Raw genomic sequence first — 24,696 nt, 5'->3', positions numbered from 1 at the left:
GAGCTTTCCGCCCCGTATGGCCCCCAGTTTTTCAGATATCGTCGAGGAAGCGCGCCTGTCGGCGCGGGCGCTGCTGGACTACGGCGACAGCTTTTTCAATCCCACCGTGCGGCTCGGCGTCACCGGCCTGTCGCGCGCCGGCAAGACCGTGTTCATCACGGCGCTGATCCACGGCCTGACCCGCGGCGGCCGGTTTCCGGTGTTCGAACCCTACGCCTCGGGCCGGATCGCAGGCGCCCGGCTCGAGCCGCAGCCGGACGACGCGGTGCCGCGCTTCGATTATGAAAACCATGTCCGCACCCTGATCGAGGAACGGCGCTGGCCGAACTCGACCACTGACATCTCTGAATTGCGCCTCGTCATCGATTACCAGCGGCAGAGCGGCGCGGACCGCACGCTCACCATCGACATCGTCGATTACCCCGGCGAATGGCTGCTTGACCTGCCGCTGCTCAACAGGAGTTTTGAGCAATGGTCGGCCGAGAGTCTTGCGCTGTCGCGCGAAGGCCCGCGCGCAACACTCGCCGCCCCCTGGCACGAGCATCTGAAGACGCTTCAACCCCAGAGCCGCGAGAACGAACAGGCGACGCTCGCCGCCGCAAAACTTTTCACCGATTATTTGCGCGCCTGCCGCGACGAACGTTTTGCCATGAGCCTGCTGCCGCCCGGACGTTTCCTGATGCCGGGCAACCTCGCAGGATCGCCGGCGCTAACCTTCGCCCCGCTCGACGTGGCCATTGATGGCGCCGCGCCCGACGGTTCGCTGTGGGCGATGATGCGGCGGCGCTATGAAGCCTACAAGGACGTCGTGGTGCGCCCGTTCTTCCGCGATCATTTTGCGCGGCTCGACCGCCAGATCGTGCTGGTCGATGCGCTCGCGGCCTTCAATGCCGGGCCCGAGGCGCTGCACGATCTCGAAGCCGCGCTTGCCGGCATTCTCGATTGCTTCCGGATCGGTCGCAGCACGATCCTCAGCAGCTTGTTTCGTCCGCGGATCGACCGGATTCTGTTTGCCGCCACCAAGGCCGATCATCTGCACCATTCCAGCCACGACCGGCTCGAAGCCGTGCTACGGCGGGCCGCCGCCAAGGCAGCCAACCGCGCCGAATATGCCGGCGCCGCCATCGACGTGGTCGCGCTATCAGCGGTACGCGCCACGCGCGAGGCAATGGTTACGCGCGGCCGGGAGAAGCTGCCGTCGATCCTCGGCACGCCCGCGCCCGGCGAGACCGCCAATGGTGAAGCCTTCGATGGCGAGACCGAAGTGGCGACCTTTCCGGGTGATCTCCCCGCCGATCCCGAAGAACTGTTCAAGGGCGGCTTTCGCGGCCTTTCCAGCATGCCGTCCGACGGCGCCGATTTCCGCTTCCTGCGCTTCCGGCCGCCGCTGCTGGAGCGCACTGGCAAGGACGAGCCCGCGCTGCCTCACATCCGCCTCGACCGCGCCCTTCAGTTCCTGATCGGAGACCGACTGCAATGAGCGAGAAAACGCCGCATCGGCGGCCGGCGACGTTCAAGCTCGGCGATCCCGGCGTCATCGTGATAGACCCGGACGAGACCGGCCGCCCTGCCCGCGGCACGGTGCAGATCACACCGGAGGCGGATCCGGCGCTGCTGCCCGTTCCGCTCGATGCACCGAGGGTCCCGGTGCGCCGCGGCTTTCGCTGGGGCGCGCTGTTCTGGTCGGCTATCGGCGGGCTGGTGCTGCTCGGCACAGGGCTCGGCGTCATCAACCTGATCGAGGACCTGTTCGCGCGCAGCCAGACAGTGGGCTACGTCGCGCTGGCATTTGCGGTGGCGGCCGGACTGGCGCTGACCGTCGTCATCGCGCGCGAAGCGTTCGGGCTGGCGCGGCTGGCGGCGATCGAAAAGCTGCATCAGCGCGCCGCCGAGGTGCTGCGCAGCGACGACCGCGCCGAGAGCCGTGCCGTCGTCAACGAACTGCTCAAGCTCGCGCATCAAAACCCGCAACTCGCCCGCGCCCGCGCCACGCTGGCAGGCCACGCCAACGACATCATCGACGGCGCCGACATGATCAAGCTGGCCGAGCGCGAACTGATGGCGCCGCTGGATGAGGAGGCGCGCCGGCTGGTCTCGACGGCTGCGCAGCGCGTCTCGGTCGTGACCGCGGTAAGCCCACGCGCGCTGATCGACGTGCTGTTCGTGTTGGTCGCCGCGATGCGCTTGATCCGGCAACTGGCGCGGCTCTATGGCGGCCGCCCCGGCACGCTCGGCATGATCAGCCTCTTGCGCCAAATCATCGGTCATCTCGCCATCACCGGCGGCATGGCCGTCGGCGACAGCCTGGTGCAGCAGATGCTCGGCCACGGTATCGCGGCAAAACTCTCGCAACGGCTCGGCGAGGGCGTGCTCAACGGCCTGCTCACGGCAAGGCTCGGCCTTGCCGCCATCGACGTCACGCGCCCCTTGCCGTTCACCGCGCTGCCGCGACCCGCGCTCTCCGATCTCGCCAAGGATTTGCTGAGCAAGCGCGACGATGAGGCATGAGCTCGTAGGATAGGCGAAGGCGCGACTAGCGCCGTGCCCACCATTCCGGCGTTCGGTGCAAGTGATGGTGGGCACGCTTGCGTTTTGCTATGTCGGCTGGCGCTCGGTTGCACACTTTGGTATTTGACGCCCCGAGCTAGAAACTATTCGCCCGGACGCGTTCGGTTTCGGGAACTGAGTGGTGGCGACCGCTGCGGCCTCATTGACTCCCATGAACCGCCTTCGCCAACGCAGCTTCATTGGATCGCACGAACAAAAAGCGGGACGCCACAGGTATTTCTGCGTCGGCGCTACCATCTCGGCCGATGAGGACTAATCCCGCTCCGCCATTAGCCACGGTTAGAATGACAGGCTCGCCCGTCCACGTTTTGATCGGCTCCATCCCGATGACAAACTCCCCCATCGGCTGGTCAAAATATTGGAGCCTTAGCTGCGGAGCGACCTCTGCCGCCGCAAGTCCGAAACCTAATTGCTGAGCGCGCGCATAAATGTCTGCCAGCGGTGCAGTATCGGTCTGAAAGCCGAGCTCGGCCGCCGACACCGCAAAAAGCTCCACGTTTGTTTTCGTAGTGCCGACGGTAAAGGCCGGTCGAACGAGAATTTCCCCAGCCAAGCCTCCGATGCCACAGCCTGCTGCATCCAATGCGTTAAGGAGGGCAAACGAATTTGCGAACGTCCCTATTGTGATCGTTCTCCACACAGGAACGGCGAAGGCGGATTTGACTAGAACTGGCGGAGTTTTAACTGAGGGAGCTGGCTTGAGCGTCAAGCGGTTCTGCAGGACGCCTCGCGCCGTACATCGAGCACTGGCTTCGCTCGCGAACAGGACGATGCACGCGGTGCAAAGCATAGCAATAATGAGGATGCCACCTCTTTGTGTGGCGTGGTAACCGCTTTCCCTGGCAGCAGTTCGGTCCATAGCGACCTACCTGCGCATGCTATTATGCGCGGCAATGCAATCTAACAATTCCTTCAGTATCGTCCGCGCGAAGTGGTTCGCAGCGGGGCAAGCTTGTTATGCAAAAGCGAAGCGTTTCGGTCTCACTGCATCTGAGTTCTCGAACGACTATGTTGAGAACAGCACGCTGCTTCAAAGCGGCTGCGGAACCGACGCGAAGAATATTGCAGTGACGCTTTGCGGTATGTGAACCAGTTTACATCCGCTCAAAACGTTTCCTTGCCGGTAGGTCGCCTGTTGGCCCACCTTCATCGTCGTCCCTGCGAAAGCAGCATCCCAGCACCCGGTCTTCCCTGCGCCCTCTGAATGAGAGGGCGGGAAAAGAAGATGCACACCTCGGGCGAAATGCGCCGCGAGAAGGCGAGGCTATGTCCGCCCGTCATTGCGAGCGAAGCGAAGCAATCCATAGCGCCGCACGCCGAGACATGGATTGCTTCGCTTCGCTCGCAATGACGTGGAAAAGTCGCAGCGCACTCGATCCGCCGCCTTTGCGGAGGACGATTTCACGAAAGACGAGCATCACGCCCCAAATCCCCCGCCAGCACGCGCCAGCGGAACAGCGGCGAATCCGGCGGTGGGGAAAGTTCGGGCGTCCAGCCGGTGAGTTTTTCCAGCGCGTAGGTATCCATCACCATCCCGCGCCAGGTGCGCTCGACCCGCTCCAGTGGCTGCCGCTTCGCCGTGGTGAGATCCCATAGCGGCAGCCGATGGTCGGGCTCGCGGGCGACGTAGAGGCCGGGATGATCCTTGATCAGGTTCATGCCGGGATCGCGAAAGCCTTGAAACCGTCCGCGCTCGTTGATCTGGATGACCGGCACCTGCCCTTTAAAATGCCAGCGCAGCATTGCATAGGTGCGATAGTCCGACGTGGCGATCCAGGTCGCGCCGGTCTTCTGCAACTGGTCCCGCGCGCGCGCCGCGACCTGCTCATAGCCGGCCTCACCACCGATGGGATCGGTCCTGCCGATAAGATTCCAGGGCGCCGCGACGTAATAGAAGAACACGCCGACGACGAAGGCGATGCCGGAGATGACGGCCACCCTCGCCCACCGGAACGTCGATTTGACCATCCATTCCGAAAAACCCTCGCGCGGCAGCATGACGAGGTTGATGGCGGTCGCGGCAAAGCCGGCGGGCCACAGGAACATCGGCCAGGTGTCGCCAACGCGGAGCGTCAGCGACTTCCAGAGGAAATAGAGGAAAGGCACCAGCACGGCGGTCGACAGCAGGATCGCGACCGGCTCGCGCGTACGGTAGCCGCGCCAGGCCGTCAGCGTGACGCCGGACAGCACCACCGGCAGCAGCACGAAGCCGACGAGACCGAACTGCAGGCCGATGAATTCACCGACGGTGCGGAGCGACAATTGATGGGTCGCGACCGCGCGCACGAACTGGAAACGGAACGAGGCCCAGTCGTGCTGCGCATTCCAGATCAGTACCGGCGAAAACACGATCGCTGCGATCAGCGCCGCCCGCCATGGATACTGGGTAAGCAGCCAGCGGCGGCGCCAGTCCGGCACCAGCACGAACGCCACAACCGCCGGCAGCAGCATGATCGCGGTGAATTTCGACAGCAGCGCCAACCCTGCGAACAGACCCGCGGCAAGCCACCAGCGCGGGTTGCCGCTCTCGTTGAGCCGCACCAGCGCCCACAGCATCGCGACCGCAAACGGGATCATCGCGGTGTCGGGCGCGACCTTCGCCATCAGCAGCCCGTAATACAGCGCTGCTTCCGGCAGCAGCACGGCGAAGATCACGGCGCGAACATCATGCGTCACGCGCCGGACGATGTCGGCGAGCAGGAGCTGCGTGACCAGCATGGCGACGATGCCCCCGAACCGCACACCGAGATTGGTGTCGCCGAAGATCGCGGTGCCGAATTGGATCAGCCAGGCGATGCCGGGCGGATGATCGAGAAAAGCGAGCGCGCGCTCCTTCGACCAGGTCCAGTAATAGGCCTCGTCGGTACGCAGATCGAGCACACCAGCATAGACGAGGCGCATCGCCGTCAACGCGGCGATCAGCAGCGCCACGGCAAGCCACGGCGGCGTGGCAGAACGGTCCGGTTTGGCTTGGCTGTTATTGGGCGGGGCTACGGTCACGGCGCTTTCTCTTCGACCACCCCTGGAGTGTCAACCTGCCGCAACGGGAAAAAGTTGATCCCTGTGAACGCAGGGACCCATAACCACCAGCCGACGGTAAGGAAAACGGCATGTGCCACAGCGCCACTGAGAGGCCGCGGAGTATACGTCTCTCCGCTCGCAGGGACGACGGGAGATGGTATTCACCGTGTGAATTAATCGCTACCATCGCCCAATATTGACCCTATGGATCGCATGGCCGCCCTCTCCCGAGACCAGATCACGACCTTCCTTCGCGGCATCAGCCTGCGGCAGGTCCGCCTAGGCACCGGCGTGATCCTGTTCGCCTATCTGGTCAGCCATTTCCTCAACCACGCGCTCGGTAACATCTCGCTCGAGGCGCTGGCGACCGGCGTCTATCTCCACATGTCGTTCTGGCAGTTCCTGCCGGTCACGATCCTGTTCTACGCGGCATGCCTGGTGCACACCGCGCTCGGAATCTGGGCGCTGTATGAACGCCGGCAATTCCGCTGGAAGGCGATCGAGCCGCTGCAGCTTGCGCTCGGCCTCAGCGTGCCGATGCTGATCATCGCCCATATCGTCGGCGTCCGACTCGGCCAGACGCTTTATGGCCATGAAAAACTCTATCCGCAGGTGCTGTTCCTGTATTGGATCTGGGCGCCGTGGCGGATCTGGATGATGCTCGCGGTCATGACCATCGCCTGGGTGCATGGCTGCATCGGGCTGTATCTGTGGCTGCGGATGCGGGCGTTCTACAAGCGCGCCGCGCCGTTCCTGCTCGCCGCGGCGGTACTTATTCCGACGCTTTCCATGCTCGGCTTCTATCAGAGCGGGCGCATGGTGATTGACAATGACAGCGTCGAATGGCGGGCGGAAACCCAGTCGCAGCGCCAGATCGGCACGCAAGCCGAGGCGCAAGCGCTCGAACGCATCACCGATTATTTCCTGTTCGGCTATTTCGGCCTGATCGGCATTGCGCTGGTGGCGAGAGGCGTGCGCGCCATCAACGAGCGCCGCCGCGGCATGATCAGCCTGTCCTACGGCAACGGCCGAACGGTGCGCGTTCCCAAGGGCCTCAGCGTGCTCGAGGCGAGCCTGCGCAACAACGTGCCGCATGCCAGCGTCTGCGGCGGCCGCGCCCGCTGCTCGACCTGCCGCATCCGCATCATCGGCGACTGCTCTGCGCTGCCAGAGCCGTCGCAGCGCGAGGCGTTCGTGCTTAGCCGGGTCGGCACAGCGGATCCATCCATCCGCCTCGCCTGTCAGTTACGGCCGCCATCCGATCTCTCATTCTTTCAACTCTTCCTGCCGCACACCTCCGCCGACGGTCACGAGTCGCACCCGACGCGGATTGGTCAGGAGCGCTATCTCGTCAGCCTGTTCGTGGACATGCGCGGCTCGACCAAGCTTGCGGAAAAGCGTCTGCCGTTCGACACCGTCTTCATCGTCAATCGGTTCCTCGGCGCGGTGTCGCAGGCGGTGCTCGCGAGCGGCGGCATGCCGAACCAGTTCGTCGGCGACGGCATGCTGGCGCTGTTTGGGCTTTCGACCAGCCGGCAGGAAGCCTGCCGCCAGGCGTTGCACGCGGCGGCGATGATCGCCGCCAACATCGACGAATTGAATAAATTTCTCGAACATGATTTGCGCGAACCGATCCGCTTCGGCATCGGCATCAACGGCGGCGAAGTGATCGTCGGCGATATCGGTTACCGCGATCACATGGTGTTCACCGCGCTCGGCGACGCCGTCAACGTCGCGGCGCGCCTGCAGGACATGACCAAGAGCCTTGCATGCGAAGTCGTCATCTCGGATGAAGTTCGCGCTACCGCTGGCCTCGCCGCCGATGCATTGCCGCAGCATGAAGTCGAGATCCGCGGACGCAACGAGCCGATGATCGTGCGCAGCGTGACAGATGCGCGGATGCTGCCGGCGCTGGCCAACGAAGAGCAAAGCGCCGCCGCGTGAAATCACGCCGGCAATGGTGGTTCGAGGCGCATGAATAATCGTTCAGAAAAGTTTCGGCGAACGCGGCGCGGCCATGCCCAAGCGCAGCGCGGCCATGCCGAAGGCTCGCCGCCGCCATCCTCCAGGCGGAAGAATGGCGTCAACGCAGCGGATCGATCCACTCGCCAAAAAATTGGAGTTGCCGGTCGCCCGGCCGCGTCAAATGGGCCGGAAACCCTCAAAACGGCTGGAATCGGCTGGAAATGGGGGCATTTTTGCCGAAACGGCCGGCCCGTTTACGCTACCCAGCCTGCCCCAACCCGCGTATCCTCATGCCTCGGGCATGCCGGTTAGTGCGGGGACCGGCGGCTCGTTTATTTTTTTGATTCCGCGGAGACGACGTGAATGGCTAAAGGTACGGTGAAGTGGTTCAACCCGACCAAGGGATACGGGTTCATCCAACCCTCAAGCGGCGGCAAGGACGTGTTCGTTCATATTTCGGCAGTTGAGAAAGCTGGTCTTTCGACGCTCAATGAAGGGCAGACCGTCGAGTACGAAGAGATCGCCAATCGCGGCAAGACTTCGGCCGAGAATCTCAAAGTTTAGCGCGACCACGCAATCGGCAACGGCGCACTCTCGGACTCCAATCCGGGAGTAGGGCTTAAAAACTTCTCAAAAACTGTGAGCGTTCGGCGGAGCGGGCACCGCTTCTGCACGCACGGTGGCTAGATCGTTGCGCGAAAAACCGGCCGCTCAATCTTCCGTGACCCACTTCTGAACCGTCATCACGTCGGGTGGCTGCAGGTAGCCGCGCGGCCAGAGATCGACGACCCATTCGACCTTGGTGGCGCGATCGACCAGCACCGCGGTGTTGTGCGGCGTCTGCAATGCCAGCGTATTGCCGCGATAGCGCGGATCGCCGATCGCGTGATGCTTCAACAGACCCCACTCCTGCAGCACCAGCAAAAGGCTGGTGGTATTGCGCGTGGTGTCCCAGCAATCGTAATTGTGCTTGTCGTCGAAGTAGCGGAAGTCCGCTTTCGCCACGCGCTTGTTGGTGCCGATGATCGGCCCCATGCGGCGATCGAACCACACCACCGCCTTCTGCACCGCCGCCCGTTCGGCCGCAGCCGAGGCGCGGCCCGCTTGCATGATCTGCGTCAACGCGCTGCGGTCGCCGGCCGTGAAATCGAGGATCTCGCGGCGCCGGCAGACGAAGCCGTAGCACACGGTCATGGATTTGGCTGAGGGCGGATAGATCGAAACCGAGCTGTATAGGTTGGCGATCTCCGCACTCATCTCGACCGCTCTCGCCGGCAGCGCTGCAAACAGCGCGGCGAGGAGCACGCCAAACGCGGCCGCGAAGCTGGTCCGCGTTCGGCTTCCCTGTATCGGCGGAGCGGCGCCTCTCATGATCCCTGCTGTTCCCAAGCGACGGCGTGCCTGACGATTAGCGCGGCTCCTGCACGCTGCCAACCAGCAAGCCCGCGATCTGTGGATCATGCCGCGGAAATTCCGGCCGCTGTGTTCTCCATGCGCCAGTCGGTTCCGCCGGCGCCGCCACCCTAGGCGCAATTGAGGGGACTTGCGGGCCTGTTCCGCCCATCCCGGTCCCGTTAGACTGGCCGAAGCCAGGAGAAATCCCATGCTAGAAATCCCATGCTGATTCCTCCGTCGCCGCTTCCACCCTTCAGCGCGCCCTACGCGCCCGATGACCGCGCGATGGCCACCCGCCTGCTCCAGGCGGCGCGGCTGGACGCGGCGCAGGAGCGGCGCATCGATCGCGCAGCAACTGCGCTGATCAAGGCCATCAGGGCCAATGACGATCCGCTCGGCGGGGTCGAGGACATGCTGCGCGAGTTCGCGCTGTCGACCAAGGAGGGGCTTGCGCTGATGGTGCTGGCGGAAGCGCTGTTGCGGGTCCCGGACGCCCGCACCGCCGACCAGTTCATCGAGGACAAGCTCGGCCAGGGCGACTTCATCCATCATGAAACCAGGTCGAGCGCCTTCCTAGTCAACGCCTCGGCGTGGGCGCTCGGCATGTCGGCCCGCGTGATCCAGCCCGGCGAGACCCCGCAGGGCACCATCGGGCGGCTGACCAAGCGGCTGGGCGCGCCCGCGGTGCGGGCGGCAACGCGGCAGGCGATGCGACTGATGGGCAATCATTTCGTGCTCGGCGAGACCATCGAGGCGGCGCTGTCGCGCGCGCAACCGCATTCCGCGCGCCACCAACGCTACTCCTTCGACATGCTCGGCGAAGGCGCCCGCACCGCCGACGACGCCGCGCGCTACTTCACTTCCTATGCCAGTGCCATCGAGGCGATCGGCCGCACGGCCGATGACCGTCCCCTGCCCGACCGGCCCGGCATCTCAGTCAAGCTCTCGGCACTACATCCCCGCTTCGAGGCGGTGAGCCAAGCGCGGGTGATGGACGAACTTGTCCCGCGGCTGATCGACCTCGCCAGGCAAGCCAAAGCCTATGATCTCAATTTCACGGTTGATGCCGAGGAAGCGGACCGGCTGGAATTGTCGCTCGACGTGATAGCGGCCGCCTTCGCCAATCCGTCGCTTGCCGGCTGGGACGGATTTGGGCTGGCGATCCAGGCCTATCAGAAGCGCGCTTCCGATGTGATCGATCACGTCGATCGTCTCGCACGCGGCCTCGACCGCAAAATGATGGTGCGGCTGGTCAAGGGCGCTTATTGGGATACCGAGATCAAGCGCGCGCAGGAACGCGGGCTCGACGGCTATCCCGTATTCACCCGCAAGGCGATGACGGACCTGAACTACGTTGCCTGCGCAAAACAATTGCTGGCGCTGCGGCCGCGGATATTTCCGCAGTTCGCCACCCACAACGCACTGACGGTCGCGACCATCCTCGAACTGGCAACGGAGCAAAGCGGATTTGAATTCCAGCGCCTGCACGGCATGGGCGAGGCTCTCTACGCAAAGCTAGGCGAGGACCGCCCCGATATCGCTCATCGCACGTATGCGCCGGTCGGCAGCCACCGCGACCTCCTGGCCTATCTGGTGCGGCGACTACTAGAGAACGGCGCCAACTCATCCTTTGTCGCGCTCGCCGCCGACGAGGCGGTGCCGGTCTCGCAACTGCTGCGGCGCCCCGCTGATATCATCGGCAGCGCCGACCATGCCAGACATCCGAATATCCCGCTGCCGCGCGACCTCTTTGGGCCGCAACGAAAAAACTCCCGCGGAATTGAATTCGGTGAACGAGCGGCGTTGAGCAAACTCGTCTCGGCCATCGCCGCGGAACGACTGCCCGCGTCCGGAAGCATTGCGGACGCGACGGAGATGGAGGCGAATGCAGCAGTATCGGCCGCACGTGCCGGCTTCACGAGTTGGAGCAGAACACCGGCCAAGACACGCGCAGCGGTGCTGAAAGCGGCCGCTGATCTGTTGGAATCCCGCGCGGCGCATTTCATCGCACTGCTGCAACGGGAGGGCCGCAAGACGCAGGACGATTCGGTATCGGAAGTCCGCGAAGCCGTGGACTTCTGCCGCTACTATGCGGCGCAGGGACGCGAGCTGTTTGGCGAAGGCAAGCCGCTGCCGGGGCCGACCGGCGAGAGCAATATGCTCCATCTGCGCGGCCGCGGCGTCTTCGTCGCGATCTCGCCGTGGAATTTTCCGCTCGCGATCTTCCTCGGACAGGTCACGGCGGCATTGATGGCGGGCAACGCGGTCGTTGCGAAGCCGGCCGAACAGACGCCGCTGATTGCGGCCGAAGCCATCAGGCTGTTGCACGAAGCCGGCGTGCCGGCATCAGCGCTGCATCTGGTGGCCGGCGACGGCCGGATCGGCGGCGCGCTGGTGGCGCATCCCGATATCGCCGGTGTCGTCTTTACCGGCTCAACCGAGGTCGCGCGCACGATCAATCGTGCGCTCGCCGCCAAGGACGGGCCGATCGTGCCGCTGATCGCCGAGACCGGCGGCATCAACGCGATGATCGTCGATGCCACCGCGCTGCCCGAACAGGTCGCCGACGACGTCGTGACCTCGGCCTTCCGCTCCGCCGGCCAGCGCTGCTCGGCACTGCGTCTGCTGTTCCTGCAGGACGACGTCGCCGACCGCGTGATTGAGATGATCGCGGGCGCGGCGCGCGAACTTGTCATCGGCGACCCCTGCGATCCGGCCACGCATATCGGACCGGTGATCGATGCCGAGGCCAAGCAACGGCTGGACGCGCATATCGATAGGATGAAGAAAGAAGCCTGGGTGCACTTTGCGGGTCACGCACCACAAGGCAATTACGTCGCGCCGCATATTTTTGAACTGTCCGATGCTGGCCAGCTCACGGAGGAAGTCTTCGGCCCGGTGCTGCACGTGGTGCGCTATCGCGCCGACCGATTTGACGAGGTGCTGCAATCGGTCGAGCGCTCCGGCTATGGGCTCACCCTCGGCATCCATTCCCGGATCGACGATACAGTGGAAGACACGATCGAGCGCCTGCAGGTCGGCAACATCTATGTCAACCGTAACATGATCGGCGCCGTCGTCGGCGTGCAGCCGTTCGGCGGCCACGGGCTATCCGGCACCGGGCCCAAGGCCGGCGGGCCGCATTATCTGGCGCGTTTTGCAACCGAGCAGACGGTGACCATCAACACGGCGGCTGCCGGCGGAAATGCAGCGCTGATGTCTGGCGGCGAGTAGTTGCATCGCCCACCCCACATGGGTCAAATGGCATCCGAATTCCAGCTTTCGCTGGCGGTAATTCCGACCCACGAAAAAAAATCAACAAGCCACACGGAGCGGCGGCACTATGGAAAAGAGTATCTTCGACGGCCTCAAGGTTCTGGATTGCGCGAGCTTCATCGCTGCGCCCGCGGCCGCCACCGTGCTGTCGGATTTCGGCGCCGACGTGATCAAGATCGAGCCGCCCGGCGCCGGCGATCCCTATCGCAACCTGCCGAATTTGCCGGGTTACCCGCACAGCGAGCAAAATTTTGCGTGGATGCTGGAGGCGCGCAACAAGCGGAGCCTTGCGCTCGATCTCTCAAAGCCCGAGGGACAGGCGGTGCTGCATCGCCTCGCCGCCCAGGCTGACGTCTTCATCACCAACTACCCGCCGCAGGTGCGTCAACGGCTCGGCATCACCCACGAGCATCTGGCACCCCACAACGAGCGCCTGATCTACGCCTCGTTCACCGGCTATGGCGAGAAAGGCGAGGAAGCCAACAAGCCCGGCTTCGACTCCAATGCCTATTGGGCGCGCTCCGGCCTGATGGACCTGGTGCGGGCGGACGAACATACGACGCCGGCACGCTCGATTGCCGGCATGGGCGACCACCCATGCGCGATGGCGTTTTACGGCGCGATCGTCACAGCGCTCTACAAGCGCGAGCGCACCGGCAAGGGATCGCATGTCAGCTCCAACCTGATGGCCAACGGCGTCTGGGCCGCTTCAGTGCTGGCGCAAGCCAAACTGGTCGGCGCGAAGTTCGGCGAACGCCGCCCGCGCGAGCGCGCGCTGAACGCGGTGACCAACCACTACCAGTGCAAGGATGGACGCTGGCTGATCCTCTCCCTGCTCAACGAGGACCGGCAATGGCCGACGCTGGCGCGCTGCCTTGGCCGCGAGGATCTCGTCACCGATCCCTGCTTCGCGACCAAGAAGGACCGTCATGCGCGGTCGATCGAGTTGATCAAGATTTTCGACGAGACGTTTGTGACCAAGGACCTTGCGGAATGGCGCAAGATCCTCGACGGCAACGGCCTTGTATTCGGCGTGGTCGGCATCCTCGACGATATTCCGAATGACAGGCAGATGATCGAGAACGAGGTGCTGGTGCCGTTCGAAAACGACACCATGCTCACGATCAACAGTCCGATCTGGGTCGACGGCAGCCGCAAGGTCCAGCCGCGCAAGCCGCCCGGCGTCGGCGAGCACAGCGACGAAATTTTGCGTGACGCCGGCTATGACGAGGCGGCAATCGGCAAGCTGCGCGCCGCCGGCGCGGTGGCGTGAGGCAACTAGTCATGCCCAGCTACCGCCTGCATTACTTCCCCGAGTCGGGAAACAGCTACAAGCTCGCGCTGATGCTCACTCTGTGCGGGCAGACATTCGAGCCGGTCTGGACCGATTTCGGCGGTGGCGTCACGCGCACGCCGGAATGGCGGCGCGACGTCAACGCGATGGGTGAAATTCCCGTGCTCGAGGTCGACGGCGAACGGCTTACCCAAACCGCGCCGATCCTGCTCAAGCTGGCAAAGCAATTCAGCCGGTTCGGCGGCGAGACCGAGCAGGAACAGTTCGAATTGTTGCGCTGGCTTTTCTGGGACAACCACAAGCTCACCGGCTACATGGCGACGTATCGCTATTTCCGAACCTTCACGCCGTCGCCGGACGAACACGTGCTGAAACATTTCCGCAGGCGGCTCGACGATTTCCTGTCGATCCTCGAACAGCACGTGCAGAAGAATTCATTTGCAATCGGCGAACGGCCGACGGTGGCCGACATATCGATGATGGCCTATCTGCATTATCCCGCAGACGAGACCGGGTATGATTGGGCGGTGAGCCATCCCGCGATCAACGCCTGGCTCGGGCGGATGGCGCAACTGCCCGGCTGGAAATCAGCATATGATCTGCTACCCGGCAAGCGCCTGACGCACTACGCCAAATGACCCTCGATGCTCAGTACGCGTAGCTTTAGCGGCTTTTGACGAAGCACATGCCGATGCGCGAGATCTTGCCGGCGGCTTGACAGGTCAGCCCTTCGGCGCAGGTCCAGTCGCGGAAACTCGTGTCATTGTTGGCGGCTGGCTTGCCCCGAACATAGCAATGCGCGCCCCAGCCGTCGTAGTAGTTGGTGCCGGCGAGTTCGGTGCTGCCGCGCAACTGCGGACGGCTCGCGAAGCCGCGCGAATAATCCGGCGGCTTGCCGTCGCGAAGTGCTGCGAGAATATCGCGGCGGCGGACCTGGTCGCCGAAGAAATGCGGCGATGCCGGCACGACGGTTGTATTCGAAGGCTTGTCAGCCATCCAGTCAACGCCGGGGAAATGAAAGCCACCGATGCCGCGCGTCTGATGGCAGCCGGAGCAGGTCACGTCGTTGAGGCGCCGTTCGAATCCGGCAAGCGAGCGGATATTCTGCAACTTCGCGCCGCTTTCCGGGGCCTTCCTTAACGCCGTCACCACGTCAGCCTCGCTGAATACGGCGCCCTCTCCTTGCACCAGCCCGAATTCCGGCTCCAGATCTGACGGATCGGATCCGACCGGCGTTGGCGCAATCGCGCCGCTCGCGAGGAATTTTTCCGGGATCAGCACGGTGCCGCGATCGAACGCAACGAGATTGACGGGATCGAGCAGCCATGCCCTGAACTCGCGCTTGAGGCCATCATCCGCCAGAAGGCGCGCACGGTCGATCTGGTTCTCCATCGGCGATTCCACGAACGCGCGCGCTTGCCGGTCGTAGCGAAACACCTTCAGCAGATAATCGGTACGGAAGTCGCGAACCGAGGATTTCGGCGCGTGCGTGATCTGGAGATTGGTCTCGATGCGGTCGATATTCTGATAGTCGATCAGATCGAGCGGGCCGTCGCTCGCCGACGGCGCTTCGCCGAGCCAGCGCGTGGCAATTTCGGAACATGCGATCGCCGCTCCGTCACCTCTTGCCTTCAGCACGAGGTTCAGCGTCATGGGCAGCCGCGGCGGCGACGCTTCGTCACCCGCTGCCTTGTTGATCCACGTCAGGCGGTAAATCAGGCGCACCTCGCCGCAGCTTGCTTCCGCGGCGTAAGCGCGGTCCATACGATTGACGATGCCGGCCAGCACGAACCGCGTCTCTGCCGAATAGAGCAGCGTGCGGTCGAACAATTGGAAATCGAAGCCCTCGCCGACGCCGATCGTTTCCTTTGAATGGCTCGCGTGATGCCGCGCGATATAGCGATCGAACTCGCCGTCGATCGCCTGCCGGACCGCCGCCATCGATGGCAGGGCGAACAACTCGGTGTTCGCAAGCGGGATGTCCGCCGACCGCTCCGAAACCAGCATGCGATCGAGGCGAAATTTTCCGGCGTCGAGTTCGCGCAACGTCGCGGGATCGGTGATGGCGGCGCCGCGCTCAAGCGCCGCATCTTGTGCCGCGTGCGCCGACAAAGCGCCACACAGCAGAGCAAGCAAAATGGCGAGAAATCGTGGCGCGCGGCTCATGTCGCAACTAACACCGCGCAAAGAGGTCTATTCAAGAAAAAAGGCGCTTCACGTCGCCGTGAAGCGCCTTGCTGTTCGTTGTTATCGCGCGACGATCAGGCCCTTGCTGGTCACGACCACCCAGCGGCCGTCCTGCTTGCGAATGGCGTCGACCCGGCCGAGACCGGGCACGGGATCGCCAGCATAGACCTCATACATGCCGCGGCGGCCCTCGATCAGTGCGCTGCCATTGCCGACATCGCGCAACACCCAGCCTTCGACGGTCGGCAGCCGGGCGACTTCAGACTTGGGCGGAGCCGCGGGCGCTACGGCGGCAACCTGCTGCGGCACCGAGCCGGTCACTTCCTTCGCAGGGGCCGGCGCGGCCGCAGCGGTCGTTGCCGAGGCCTGGGCGGCGCGGAGCTTGTCGACGGTCTCGCTAAGCTTGGCGAGTTTGGCGGCGGGCTCAGCCTGCGCCTTCTCGACCTTGTCGAGGCGATCGCTGGCCTTGTTGAGCTGGCCTGCCGTCGTTTTGGAAGTATGCTCCAGGCTGGCTTTCAGTGCACCGATCTCGGCGTCGAGCCTCGCCACCGAGGCTTCGAGGGCGCTGTCCTTCGCCGACGCCACCGCCGAATCTCCGGCTACCAACTTTCCAATTCCTGTGGTCGCCAAGGCGCCACCGAGCGCACCGGCCACGGTCGCCAGCGCCACAACGGCGGCCATGGCCCCGATCCTGCGCTTGCCGGACGATACCTCCGCCGGCGCAGCCTTCGCCTCAGTGCCGACGCGGTCGCCAGGCGACATGATCGCCACATTGCGGGGGAAGCTCGGCGCTTCCGGCTTTACGGCGTCGATTTTGGCGGTATCAACCTTAAGAGCATCAACCTTAGGAGCATCGATCTTTGGAGCGTCAACCTTTGGCCCGTCGACCTTTGGCGCTTCCGTGCCGACAGCTTCCACCTTGGGCGCGTCAGGCTTCGGTGAGGTCTCTTCCTGCTCGGGCGCCAGTTTCACGGGCTTGACCTCAGCCACGACGGCTACCGGCTCGCTGGCCGCCGGCTTGTCCGGCGCGGCTGGCCCGGCCTCAAGGGTTCCGGTTTCACCGCTGGTGGGCTGGGATTGCTGATCGTTCACAGTTGGATTCTCCAGAATTGATTGACCATTTGGTAACCTTTATTGCTTGCCAAACTCTTACCGGCTCGGGCCTTACCGAAAATTTAGGAACTCATCCGGTCCGGTTTTGGCCTGATACACGTCAGCCATCCCGGTCCAGCCTCTCCTATGCTGCCCTGCGGCATCGTGGTTCCGTTTGCGCCGGCTCTTTTCCCGACTAACATGGACGCAACCGACCAGCCAGAAAGGCAGGGGGCCACCATGACCATCGAGAAATGCATCAACGAGTTTGATGTAGATGACGTCATTTTTGAGGAAGGCTCGACCGGCCGGGAACTGTTCGTCGTGCTCGACGGCAAGGTCGAGATCGCCAAGATGAACGGTGCCAGCAAGACCGTAATCGTCACGCTCGGCAAGGGCGAGTTCTTCGGCGAGATGGCGGTCATCGACGGCTCGGCGCGTTCGGCAACGGCCATTGCGGCCACCCCACACACCCGTGTGATGCGCATAAATCACGCCCGCTTCGTCTACCTGGTGAGCCAGCAGCCTGCCTTTGCGCTGATGATCATGGATGCGCTCAGCAAGCGCCTGCGGGCCTCCAACACGGTCGCCTTCCGAACCGCGGGCAGTTCATGAGCGAGCGCAGACCAAGCCCGTTCAAGACGCTGCTCGAGAGCGAATTCTGTACGCTGATCCAGGCCGCCGAAGATGTCTATCAGATCCGCTTCAAGAACCGTGCGGCAAACGCCTATCTTGTGCGCGGGAGCTCGCGCACCATCCTGATCGATGTCGGGCTGTCCTCGAACTATCCGCACCTGCTGACGTCTCTCAATCACATCGGAGTGAAGCCCGACGATATCGATATGGTGGTGCTGAGCCACGAGCATCTCGACCACATCGGCGCGGCCTATCATTTCCACGGCCGCGCCTTCATCGCCGCGCACAGGCTCGCCGCCAACAAGATCATGCTGCGCGACGACTTCTCGATGCTGCGCAAGATGTTCAACGAGCCGAACGCGCCGATCAACATCGATCTATGGCTCGAGGAAGGCAATCTGATCGACCTCGGCAATTTCCGCCTCAACGTGATGTACACGCCAGGCCATACCTCGGCCTGCATCACGCTGTTCGACCAGGACAAGGGACTGTTGTTCGCCTCCGATACGTTGATGCCGGGCGGCGTGATGGGCGGGGTGTTCGGCTCGGGCAGCATTGCCGATTACATCCAGTCGCTGGAGCGGCTGAAGGGGCTGAACTCAAAGATCCTGCTGTCGGGCCACGGACGGCTGTCCGACACGCCGCAGGAGGATGTGCGGATCGCGATCCAGCGCTCGCATGGATTGCTGTCGGACACCGCGCAATTGTTCGACGCGCTGGATGCGCGAGCGAATTTCGAGCCGATCATGCAGTCGGTGCGCGACCTCAACAAGCTCGACGACAGTTAGGCCGGCCGCCCGCAGGATTTTCCGCAGTGTCGAATGTGATCCGCCCATTTGACAAATGGAACGGTGGCCTGTTGAACAGCTCTCAACAACGAAGCCTGCAAAAAAATATCGAGAGAGACAGCAACATGAAATTTTACGATTCGGTCGGACCGAACCCGCGCATCGTCCGCATGTTCATGGCGGAAAAGGACATCGAGATGCCGAAGCAGACCGTCGATCTGCGCAAGGGCGAGAACCGCGAGGCCGAGCATTTGAAACGCAATCCGCATGGCCAGATGCCGACGCTCGAACTCGACGACGGCAGCTATCTGTCGGAGATCACCGCGATCTGCGAGTATCTCGAAGAGAAGCATCCGAACCCGCCGCTGATCGGCGCCACGCCGGAAGAGCGCGCCGAATGCCGGATGTGGACGCGGCGTATCGATCTCAACATCTGCGAGCATCTAGGCAACGGCTTTCGCTTCGGCGAAGGCCTCAAGTTCTTCGAGAAGCGAATTCCCTGCGCGCCCGAAGCCTCGCCCGGCCTCAAGATGATCGCCGCCAATCGCCTGCAATGGCTTAACGGCCATATGGCCGATGGCCGGCAATATATCTGCGGCAAGCGCTTCACGCTGGCCGATATCCTGCTCTATGGCTGGCTCGATTTCGCCGGTCAGGTCGGCCAGCCGCTCGATACCGCGAACACCAATATCGTGGCCTGGAGGGCGCGTGTGGGAGAGCGTCCTTCGACGAAGGCGTAACCCATTGCCGTTCAGACTTGGGAAGCGCAGCTTGATCGCGTGCGTTGACGTCACGCATCGCGCGGTGTCTAGACGGTCGCTCACCGCTCAGAGAAAGGCCGGCGGGCGTTACGCCGCCGACCTTGTCTTGCAACTGCCGGCTCACGGGTCCGGTTCCGTTGCTTTGCATTGCGCTTACTGCATCTACCTGATCGGTACCACCCAGTGCCGGCTGATGCCATTGCACGCAGGTATGGCCAGGCCGTCCCGAGGTAGGCTCACACTATGGAGAAGGATGGAGCCGACTATCCATTGGTTTAGGGCAGTGGGCGTGAGTTACATCACCACCGGCGCATCCGGGAGTTCATTCGCCCCGCCGCCCACCTTCGGAAAATGCGTCGCCAGTTCGCGCGACACCGCCGCGACACCCTTGATCACACCGCGCTCGAAATCCCCTGCCCTGAAATCCGCTTCCATTTCCTTGCAGATCGTCTCCCAGCCGGCCGCGCCGACCTTGGCGTTGATGCCGCGGTCGGCGACGATCTCGACGTCGTGATCAGCGAGCAAGAGATAGATCAGCACGCCGTTATTGTCGGCGGTATCCCATATCCGCAAATGCGAAAAGACGTCCAGCGCCCGTTCTCGCGCCGGCTGGTTGCGAAACAGCGGCGCGCCGTCGAGCGCGCCTTCGACCACGAAACGGACCTGCCCGGAATGAGTTGCCTCGCCCGCTTTGATCGCCTGTTCGATCCTCGCCAAGACGGCTGGCGGGAAATCACGGCGGCGGCGCCAGTGATGCTGGAGAAGATGCCTGATGATACGTCCGATGCTCATGTCTACCAGCTCCCCGATGCACCGCCGCCGCCAAAGCTGCCACCGCCACCGCGAAACCCGCTGTCGCTGGAGCTGCTACCGCCGGACCAGGAACCGCCGCTGCCACCGACCCATCCACTGTCCCTGCCGCGGCGTCCCACGCTTGGGCCCATCGAGCCCATGTTCTGGACGAGGAAACTTACGACGAACGCGATAAAGCCGATGAGGATCGCCGCTGCGAACGATCCCGCAATGAACCAGCCGAAGACGCCTGCGATGCCGCCGGTCGCCGCCGCGCCGATGAATCGGCCGAGCACCGCCCTCAGCACACCGCCCACAATGAAAACGAAGACAAGGATAAATGGATTGAACGGGTCGACATAGTTGGACAGGCCGGGACTTTGCCAGTGTGGCGGTTCCGGCTCCGGCAGTTTCTCGCCATTGGCGACCGCGATCATCCGGTTGACGCCCGCCGAAACACCACCGGCGAAATCGCCGCTCTTGAATTTTGGCGTGATGTCCTCGTCGATGATGCGCTTGGTGGTGGCGTCGGTCAGCGCGCCCTCGAGGCCGTAGCCGACCTCGATCCGCAAGCGGCGATCGTTCTTGGCGATCACGAGAAGCGCGCCGTCGTCGATTTTCTTGCGGCCGATCTTCCAGGCTTCCGCGACGCGGAGCGTGAATTGCTCGATTGCCTCACCGTCCGTCGTCGGCACGATCAGCACCGCAATCTGGCTGCCCTTTCGCGCCTCGAGATCCCCAAGCTGCTGCGTCAGCGACGCGACGTCGCCGGCAGCGAGCGTACCGGTCTGGTCAACAACCCGCCCGCTCAAGGGCGGCACCGCGACGAGCGCCAAGGCTGCAGTAGCCCAGCACAGCAGTAGCGCAAGAAGGGACGCTCTCGCAGCGTTCATCGCAGTGGCCTTTTCAGCCGCTACTTGGCGGGCGCCGGCGTCGGGTTGAAGTCCACCTTCGGCGCCGTCGAGATCGCCTTCTCGTTCTCAACCGCAAAAGCCGGCTTTTCCTTGTAGCCGAACGCCATCGCCGTCAGATTGTTCGGGAAGGTGCGGATGCCGACGTTGTAGTCCTGCACCGCCTTGATGTAGCGGTTGCGCGCCACCGTGATGCGGTTCTCGGTGCCTTCGAGCTGCGCCATCAGGTCGCGAAACAGCGCATCCGATTTGAGCTGCGGATAATTTTCGGTGACGACCAGTAGCCGCGACAGCGCGCTCGTGAGTTCGCTTTGGGCGGACTGGAATTTCTGGAACGCAGCGGGATCGTTCAGCACCTCTGGGGTGACCTGAACGCTGCCGACCTTGGCACGGGCATTGGTGACGCCGAGCAGCACGTCTTTCTCCTGCTGCGCAAAGCCTTTTACGGAATTGACGAGATTGGGCACCAGATCGGCCCGGCGCTGGTACTGGTTGACCACTTCTGACCACCCCGACTTGACCCGCTCGTCATTGGTCTGGATGGCGTTGTAGCCGCAATTGGTCAGGCTCAGCGTCGCCAGCGCCGCCAGTACAGTCCAAACTCTGCGCATCGAATTCTCCCAAAGGAAAGTTCAACGCCAACCCATCTGATTGGTTGCGTCTGGCATGCAAGGCGCGAGCCTGCTTCAGGTTCATTTTGCAGCCCGATTGCCCTTGCCTATCATTCGCCGAAATAACAACATGGCCCGATAACAATAATTGAGGGAGGGCCGATTGACCGCTTTCGAAACCATCGTCGTGGAGCGGCCGGAGCCGCGCATCGCGCGGATCGTGATGAACCGGCCCGAGGCCCGCAACGCGCAGAACCTGCAGATGACTTACGATCTCAACACCGCCTTTGATCAGGCGGTGCAGGACGACGCGGTCAAGGTCATCGTTCTCGCCGGCAACGGCCCGCATTTTTCGTCAGGGCATGACCTGCGCCCCGGGGCTAAGAATACTGCCGGCGTGGATTTTCCGCCGGTTGGAAATTGGGGCGGATTTGCCGAACCCAACGCCCACGGCCGCTTTGCGCGCGAGCAGGAAATCTATCTGCAGATCACGCGGCGCTGGCGCAATCTCGCAAAGCCGACGATTGCCGAAGTGCATGGCAAATGCATCGCCGGCGGATTGATGCTGGCGTGGGCCTGCGACCTCATCGTCGCAAGCGATGATGCCGAGTTCTGCGATCCCGTGGTCACCATGGGCGTCTGCGGCGTCGAATGGTTCGTGCATCCCTGGGAGTTGGGCCCGCGCAAGGCCAAGGAATTGCTGTTCACCGCCGACGTCTGGAGTGCGCAGGAAGCGCACCGGCTCGGCATGGTCAACCACGTGGTGCCGCGGGACGAGCTTTCCCCCTTCGTGATGAAGCTTGCTGAAAGGATCGCGGCAAAACCTTCCTTCGCCCTGAAGCTGACGAAGGAAGCGGTCAATCGCTCGGTCGATGTGATGGGACAGCCCGCGGCCATCGAGCAAGCATTCGCGCTGCATCAGCTCTGCCACGCACACAATCTTCAGGAATTCGGAATGATCGTGGATCCCGCGGGCCTTCACCCGTCCGTCCGAAAGCCGGCGCAGGCCAGCTAAGAAAAGGCAAAAGCAAATCAGATGGACCTCAACCTGAGCGACGAGCAGCGATTGCTGCGCGAAAGTGCCGACCGCTTCGTCAACGAGACTTACACCGCCGATCACCGCCGCACGATCGCGAACGATCCGATCGGCTTCAGCATGGATATCTGGAAGCAGTTCGCCGATCTCGGCTGGCTGGCGCTGCCGATCCCGGAGGCCCATGGCGGCCTCGGTGGCGGCGCGATCGAGATCGGCATCCTGATGGAAGCGTTCGGGCGTGGCCTTGTCTCCGAACCTTATCTCTCCACCGTCGTCATCGGCACTTCGCTGATCTCGGAGTGCGGCACGGAAATGCAGAAGCAGGCGCTATTGCCGAAAGTTGCCGATGGTTCACTGATTCTGGCATTCGCTCATTCCGAACGCCAGGCGCGCTATGACCTTGTCAAAGTGGCTACGACAGCGAAGAGAACACCTGACGGTTGGCGTATCGACGGACAGAAGACAACCGTCCTCGATGGCAGCGCCGCCGCGCAGATCGTCGTCTCGGCGCGAATTGATGACGGCAAGATCGGTCTGTTCATGGTGCCGCAAGGCGCGGCCGGCCTCACCTCACATGATTTCCCGCGGCTTGGTAGCGGCCGGGCCTGCAACCTCGAGCTCAGGGATGTGCAGCTTCCCGCCGAAGCGCTGCTCGGCGACGGCAGCGACGCGCTGACGGCGATCGAGCACGCGGTCGACCGCGCCGTGGCTGCGCTCGGTGCCGAAGCCGTCGGCATCATGCAGACCCTGCTCGACCAGACGCTGGAACACACCAAATTCCGAAAACAGTTCGGCCGGCCGCTGTCTGCCAACCAGGTGATCCGTCATCGCCTCGCCGACATGGCGATGCAATGCGACGAGGCGCGCTCGATGGCTCTACGCGCCGCGCTGATGGCCGATGCCGAACCGGTCGCGCGCAGCCGCGCCGCCTCGGGCGCCAAAGCCAAGATCGGTAAATGCGCGCGCTTCGTCGCCGAACAATCCGTCCAGCTTCACGGCGCGATGGGCGTTACCGAAGAACTGGACATTGGCTCCTACTTCAAGCGGCTGCTCGCCTTCGAGATGCTGTTCGGCGGCAGCGCCCATCATTATCGCCGCCACGCCGCCCTCGGTGGACGAGCCGTTGAGGCCTGAAAGGAACATACCCATGGATCTCACCTTCAGCGCCGAAGAGCGCGCCTTCGAACAGGAAGTGCGCGACTTCATCGCGGCCAACCTGACGCCGGAGATGAAGCGCGCCACCGCGCTGACGCCTTCGGTGTTCTCCGATCCTGATATCGGCATGGCCTGGCAGCGCGCACTGCACAAGAAGGGCTGGGGCGCGCCGGGCTGGCCGGTGGAATATGGCGGGCCGGACTGGACGCCGGCGCAACGCTGGATTTTTGAGTCCGAGTGCGCCCGCGCCGGCGTGCCCAATGTGAACGTGATGGGCGTCAAGATGGTCGGCCCGGTCATCATCGGCTTCGGCTCGCCCGAGCAGAAGAACTTTTATCTGCCGCGGATTCTCTCGGGCGAGGATTACTGGTGCCAGGGCTATTCCGAGCCGGGCTCCGGCTCCGACCTCGCCTCGCTGAAGACCCGAGCCGCGCGCGACGGCGACGACTACATCATCAACGGCACCAAGATCTGGACCACGCACGCCCACCACGCCAACCGGATGTTCGCGCTGGTGCGCACCAACGAGACCGAGCGGCAGCAGGACGGCATCTCCTTTCTCCTGATCGACATGAAGACCCCGGGCATTACGACGCGGCCGATTCTGACCATCGGCGGCGATCATGAGGTCAACCAGGTGTTTTTCGACGACGTGCGCGTCCCCGTCGCCAACCGCGTCGGCGAGGAGGGCAAGGGCTGGACTTACGGCAAATATCTGCTCGAGTTCGAGCGCGGCTCCGGCATCGCCTCGGCTAAGCTGCGCGATGCGCTGAAGACGATTTCGGAGCTTGCCGAATCTGACGCGACCGGCCGCGCCATCGGCGATCCCGATATCGCGGTGCGGATGTCGGAGATCGAGGTCGATATCGACGCGCTCGAGATGACCGAGCTGCGCGTGCTGTCGGCGCTGCAGACCGGGCAAAATCCCGGCGCGGTGTCGTCGCTCTTAAAGCTGCGCGTCAGCGAAATCCGCCAGGCGGTGACGCGGCTCGGCGTCGACGTGATCGGCAATGACGGGCTCTATGTCGAGCCGATGCGGCCGCTCTACCGGCTCAACGAGGCGCCGGGAATCCCCGAGGAGTTGCTTCCCGTCGTGCCGGAATATCTCAACGGCCGGGCCTATACGATTTTCGGCGGCTCGTCGGAGATCCAGCGCGATATCGTCGCGAAGATGGTGTTGGGGCTTTGAGGCTGTCGTTCCGGGGCGA

Annotated in this window: 21 protein-coding genes; 13 read left to right on the top strand and 8 right to left on the bottom strand. The window is 63.4% G+C overall.

What is annotated here, in order from left to right; translation table 11 throughout:
* Window positions 1–16: 16 nt before the first annotated feature.
* Window positions 17–1,480 (top strand): YcjX family GTP-binding protein, encoded by a 1,464-nt coding sequence (locus tag CQ13_RS35785; RefSeq protein ID WP_057847454.1) that lies wholly within the window; start codon window positions 17–19, stop codon window positions 1,478–1,480.
* Window positions 1,477–2,508: a YcjF family protein gene (locus CQ13_RS35780; protein ID WP_057847453.1), complete on the top strand. Its 1,032-nt coding sequence runs from the start codon at window positions 1,477–1,479 to the stop codon at window positions 2,506–2,508. Before CQ13_RS35785 ends, CQ13_RS35780 begins: the two co-directional genes overlap by 4 nt.
* Window positions 2,509–2,707: 199 nt before the next feature.
* On the opposite strand, the gene CQ13_RS35775 is transcribed toward CQ13_RS35780, so the two are convergent.
* On the bottom strand, window positions 2,708–3,427 hold the full coding sequence (locus CQ13_RS35775; protein WP_057847452.1) for a hypothetical protein: 720 nt from the start codon (window positions 3,425–3,427) through the stop codon (window positions 2,708–2,710).
* Window positions 3,428–3,969: 542 nt separating this feature from the next.
* Window positions 3,970–5,469, bottom strand: coding sequence for a glycosyltransferase family 39 protein (locus tag CQ13_RS35770; RefSeq protein WP_082637848.1), 1,500 nt, complete (start codon window positions 5,467–5,469; stop codon window positions 3,970–3,972).
* A 333-nt stretch (window positions 5,470–5,802) separates the two neighbouring features.
* Between CQ13_RS35770 and CQ13_RS35765 the strand changes: the two genes are divergently transcribed.
* A complete protein-coding gene (locus CQ13_RS35765; protein WP_057847489.1) occupies window positions 5,803–7,533 on the top strand; it encodes an adenylate/guanylate cyclase domain-containing protein in 1,731 nt (576 codons plus the stop codon).
* Window positions 7,534–7,917: 384 nt separating this feature from the next.
* The gene (locus CQ13_RS35760) at window positions 7,918–8,118 is read left to right on the top strand and encodes a cold-shock protein (RefSeq protein WP_028351035.1); all 201 of its coding nucleotides are present in this window, start codon (window positions 7,918–7,920) and stop codon (window positions 8,116–8,118) included.
* A 147-nt stretch (window positions 8,119–8,265) separates the two neighbouring features.
* On the opposite strand, the gene CQ13_RS35755 is transcribed toward CQ13_RS35760, so the two are convergent.
* Window positions 8,266–8,925, bottom strand: coding sequence for a hypothetical protein (locus CQ13_RS35755; protein ID WP_057847451.1), 660 nt, complete (start codon window positions 8,923–8,925; stop codon window positions 8,266–8,268).
* A gap of 246 nt (window positions 8,926–9,171) precedes the next feature.
* On the opposite strand from CQ13_RS35755, the gene putA reads away from it, so the two are divergent.
* The 3 genes from putA (at window position 9,172) to CQ13_RS35740 (ending at window position 14,157) form a co-directional block, all read left to right on the top strand.
* Window positions 9,172–12,183: a bifunctional proline dehydrogenase/L-glutamate gamma-semialdehyde dehydrogenase PutA gene (gene putA, locus CQ13_RS35750; protein ID WP_057847450.1), complete on the top strand. Its 3,012-nt coding sequence runs from the start codon at window positions 9,172–9,174 to the stop codon at window positions 12,181–12,183.
* A gap of 109 nt (window positions 12,184–12,292) precedes the next feature.
* Window positions 12,293–13,498: a CaiB/BaiF CoA transferase family protein gene (locus CQ13_RS35745; protein WP_057847449.1), complete on the top strand. Its 1,206-nt coding sequence runs from the start codon at window positions 12,293–12,295 to the stop codon at window positions 13,496–13,498.
* Between the two features lie 11 nt (window positions 13,499–13,509).
* Window positions 13,510–14,157 (top strand): glutathione S-transferase family protein, encoded by a 648-nt coding sequence (locus tag CQ13_RS35740; RefSeq protein WP_057847448.1) that lies wholly within the window; start codon window positions 13,510–13,512, stop codon window positions 14,155–14,157.
* A gap of 25 nt (window positions 14,158–14,182) precedes the next feature.
* On the opposite strand, the gene CQ13_RS35735 is transcribed toward CQ13_RS35740, so the two are convergent.
* Together CQ13_RS35735 and CQ13_RS35730 are read right to left on the bottom strand one after the other, a co-directional pair.
* Window positions 14,183–15,685 carry a hypothetical protein gene (locus tag CQ13_RS35735; protein WP_057847447.1) on the bottom strand — a complete coding sequence of 501 codons (1,503 nt, stop codon included), beginning with the start codon at window positions 15,683–15,685 and terminating at the stop codon, window positions 14,183–14,185.
* An 81-nt stretch (window positions 15,686–15,766) separates the two neighbouring features.
* Complete coding sequence (locus CQ13_RS35730; protein ID WP_057847446.1) at window positions 15,767–16,798, bottom strand: hypothetical protein; 1,032 nt, start codon at window positions 16,796–16,798, stop codon at window positions 15,767–15,769.
* Between the two features lie 201 nt (window positions 16,799–16,999).
* On the opposite strand from CQ13_RS35730, the gene CQ13_RS35725 reads away from it, so the two are divergent.
* From CQ13_RS35725 to CQ13_RS35715, 3 genes are all read left to right on the top strand, one after another.
* Window positions 17,000–17,413 (top strand): Crp/Fnr family transcriptional regulator, encoded by a 414-nt coding sequence (locus tag CQ13_RS35725; protein ID WP_245309546.1) that lies wholly within the window; start codon window positions 17,000–17,002, stop codon window positions 17,411–17,413.
* On the top strand, window positions 17,410–18,222 hold the full coding sequence (locus CQ13_RS35720) for an MBL fold metallo-hydrolase (RefSeq protein WP_057847445.1): 813 nt from the start codon (window positions 17,410–17,412) through the stop codon (window positions 18,220–18,222). The genes CQ13_RS35725 and CQ13_RS35720 overlap by 4 nt, the downstream gene beginning before the upstream one ends.
* Window positions 18,223–18,347: 125 nt before the next feature.
* Window positions 18,348–18,962, top strand: a complete 615-nt coding sequence (locus tag CQ13_RS35715) for a glutathione S-transferase family protein (RefSeq protein ID WP_057847444.1) — start codon at window positions 18,348–18,350, stop codon at window positions 18,960–18,962.
* 315 nt (window positions 18,963–19,277) lie between these two features.
* Here CQ13_RS35715 and CQ13_RS35710 read toward each other — a convergent pair whose 3' ends face one another.
* The 3 genes from CQ13_RS35710 to CQ13_RS35700 are packed head-to-tail and all read right to left on the bottom strand — an operon-like array spanning window position 19,278 to window position 21,297.
* Window positions 19,278–19,775, bottom strand: a complete 498-nt coding sequence (locus tag CQ13_RS35710) for a TPM domain-containing protein (protein ID WP_057847443.1) — start codon at window positions 19,773–19,775, stop codon at window positions 19,278–19,280.
* Between the two features lie 2 nt (window positions 19,776–19,777).
* Window positions 19,778–20,668 carry a TPM domain-containing protein gene (locus CQ13_RS35705; RefSeq protein WP_057847442.1) on the bottom strand — a complete coding sequence of 297 codons (891 nt, stop codon included), beginning with the start codon at window positions 20,666–20,668 and terminating at the stop codon, window positions 19,778–19,780.
* Between the two features lie 20 nt (window positions 20,669–20,688).
* A complete protein-coding gene (locus tag CQ13_RS35700) occupies window positions 20,689–21,297 on the bottom strand; it encodes a LemA family protein (RefSeq protein WP_057847441.1) in 609 nt (202 codons plus the stop codon).
* Between the two features lie 163 nt (window positions 21,298–21,460).
* Between CQ13_RS35700 and CQ13_RS35695 the strand changes: the two genes are divergently transcribed.
* From CQ13_RS35695 to CQ13_RS35685, 3 genes are read left to right on the top strand one after another with little or no spacing between them, the layout of a single operon-like run.
* Complete coding sequence (locus tag CQ13_RS35695) at window positions 21,461–22,312, top strand: enoyl-CoA hydratase (RefSeq protein ID WP_057847440.1); 852 nt, start codon at window positions 21,461–21,463, stop codon at window positions 22,310–22,312.
* A gap of 21 nt (window positions 22,313–22,333) precedes the next feature.
* The gene (locus tag CQ13_RS35690) at window positions 22,334–23,467 is read left to right on the top strand and encodes an acyl-CoA dehydrogenase family protein (RefSeq protein ID WP_057847439.1); all 1,134 of its coding nucleotides are present in this window, start codon (window positions 22,334–22,336) and stop codon (window positions 23,465–23,467) included.
* Between the two features lie 13 nt (window positions 23,468–23,480).
* Complete coding sequence (locus tag CQ13_RS35685; RefSeq protein ID WP_057847438.1) at window positions 23,481–24,677, top strand: acyl-CoA dehydrogenase family protein; 1,197 nt, start codon at window positions 23,481–23,483, stop codon at window positions 24,675–24,677.
* The last annotated feature ends 19 nt before the right edge of the window (window positions 24,678–24,696 follow it).

It is taken from the genome of Bradyrhizobium retamae (assembly GCF_001440415.1).
In the GTDB taxonomy this organism is placed as follows: Bacteria; Pseudomonadota; Alphaproteobacteria; order Rhizobiales; family Xanthobacteraceae; genus Bradyrhizobium; species Bradyrhizobium retamae.
Note: the sequence above shows the minus strand (reverse complement) of the source record. Positions and strands in the feature narration are given on the sequence as shown.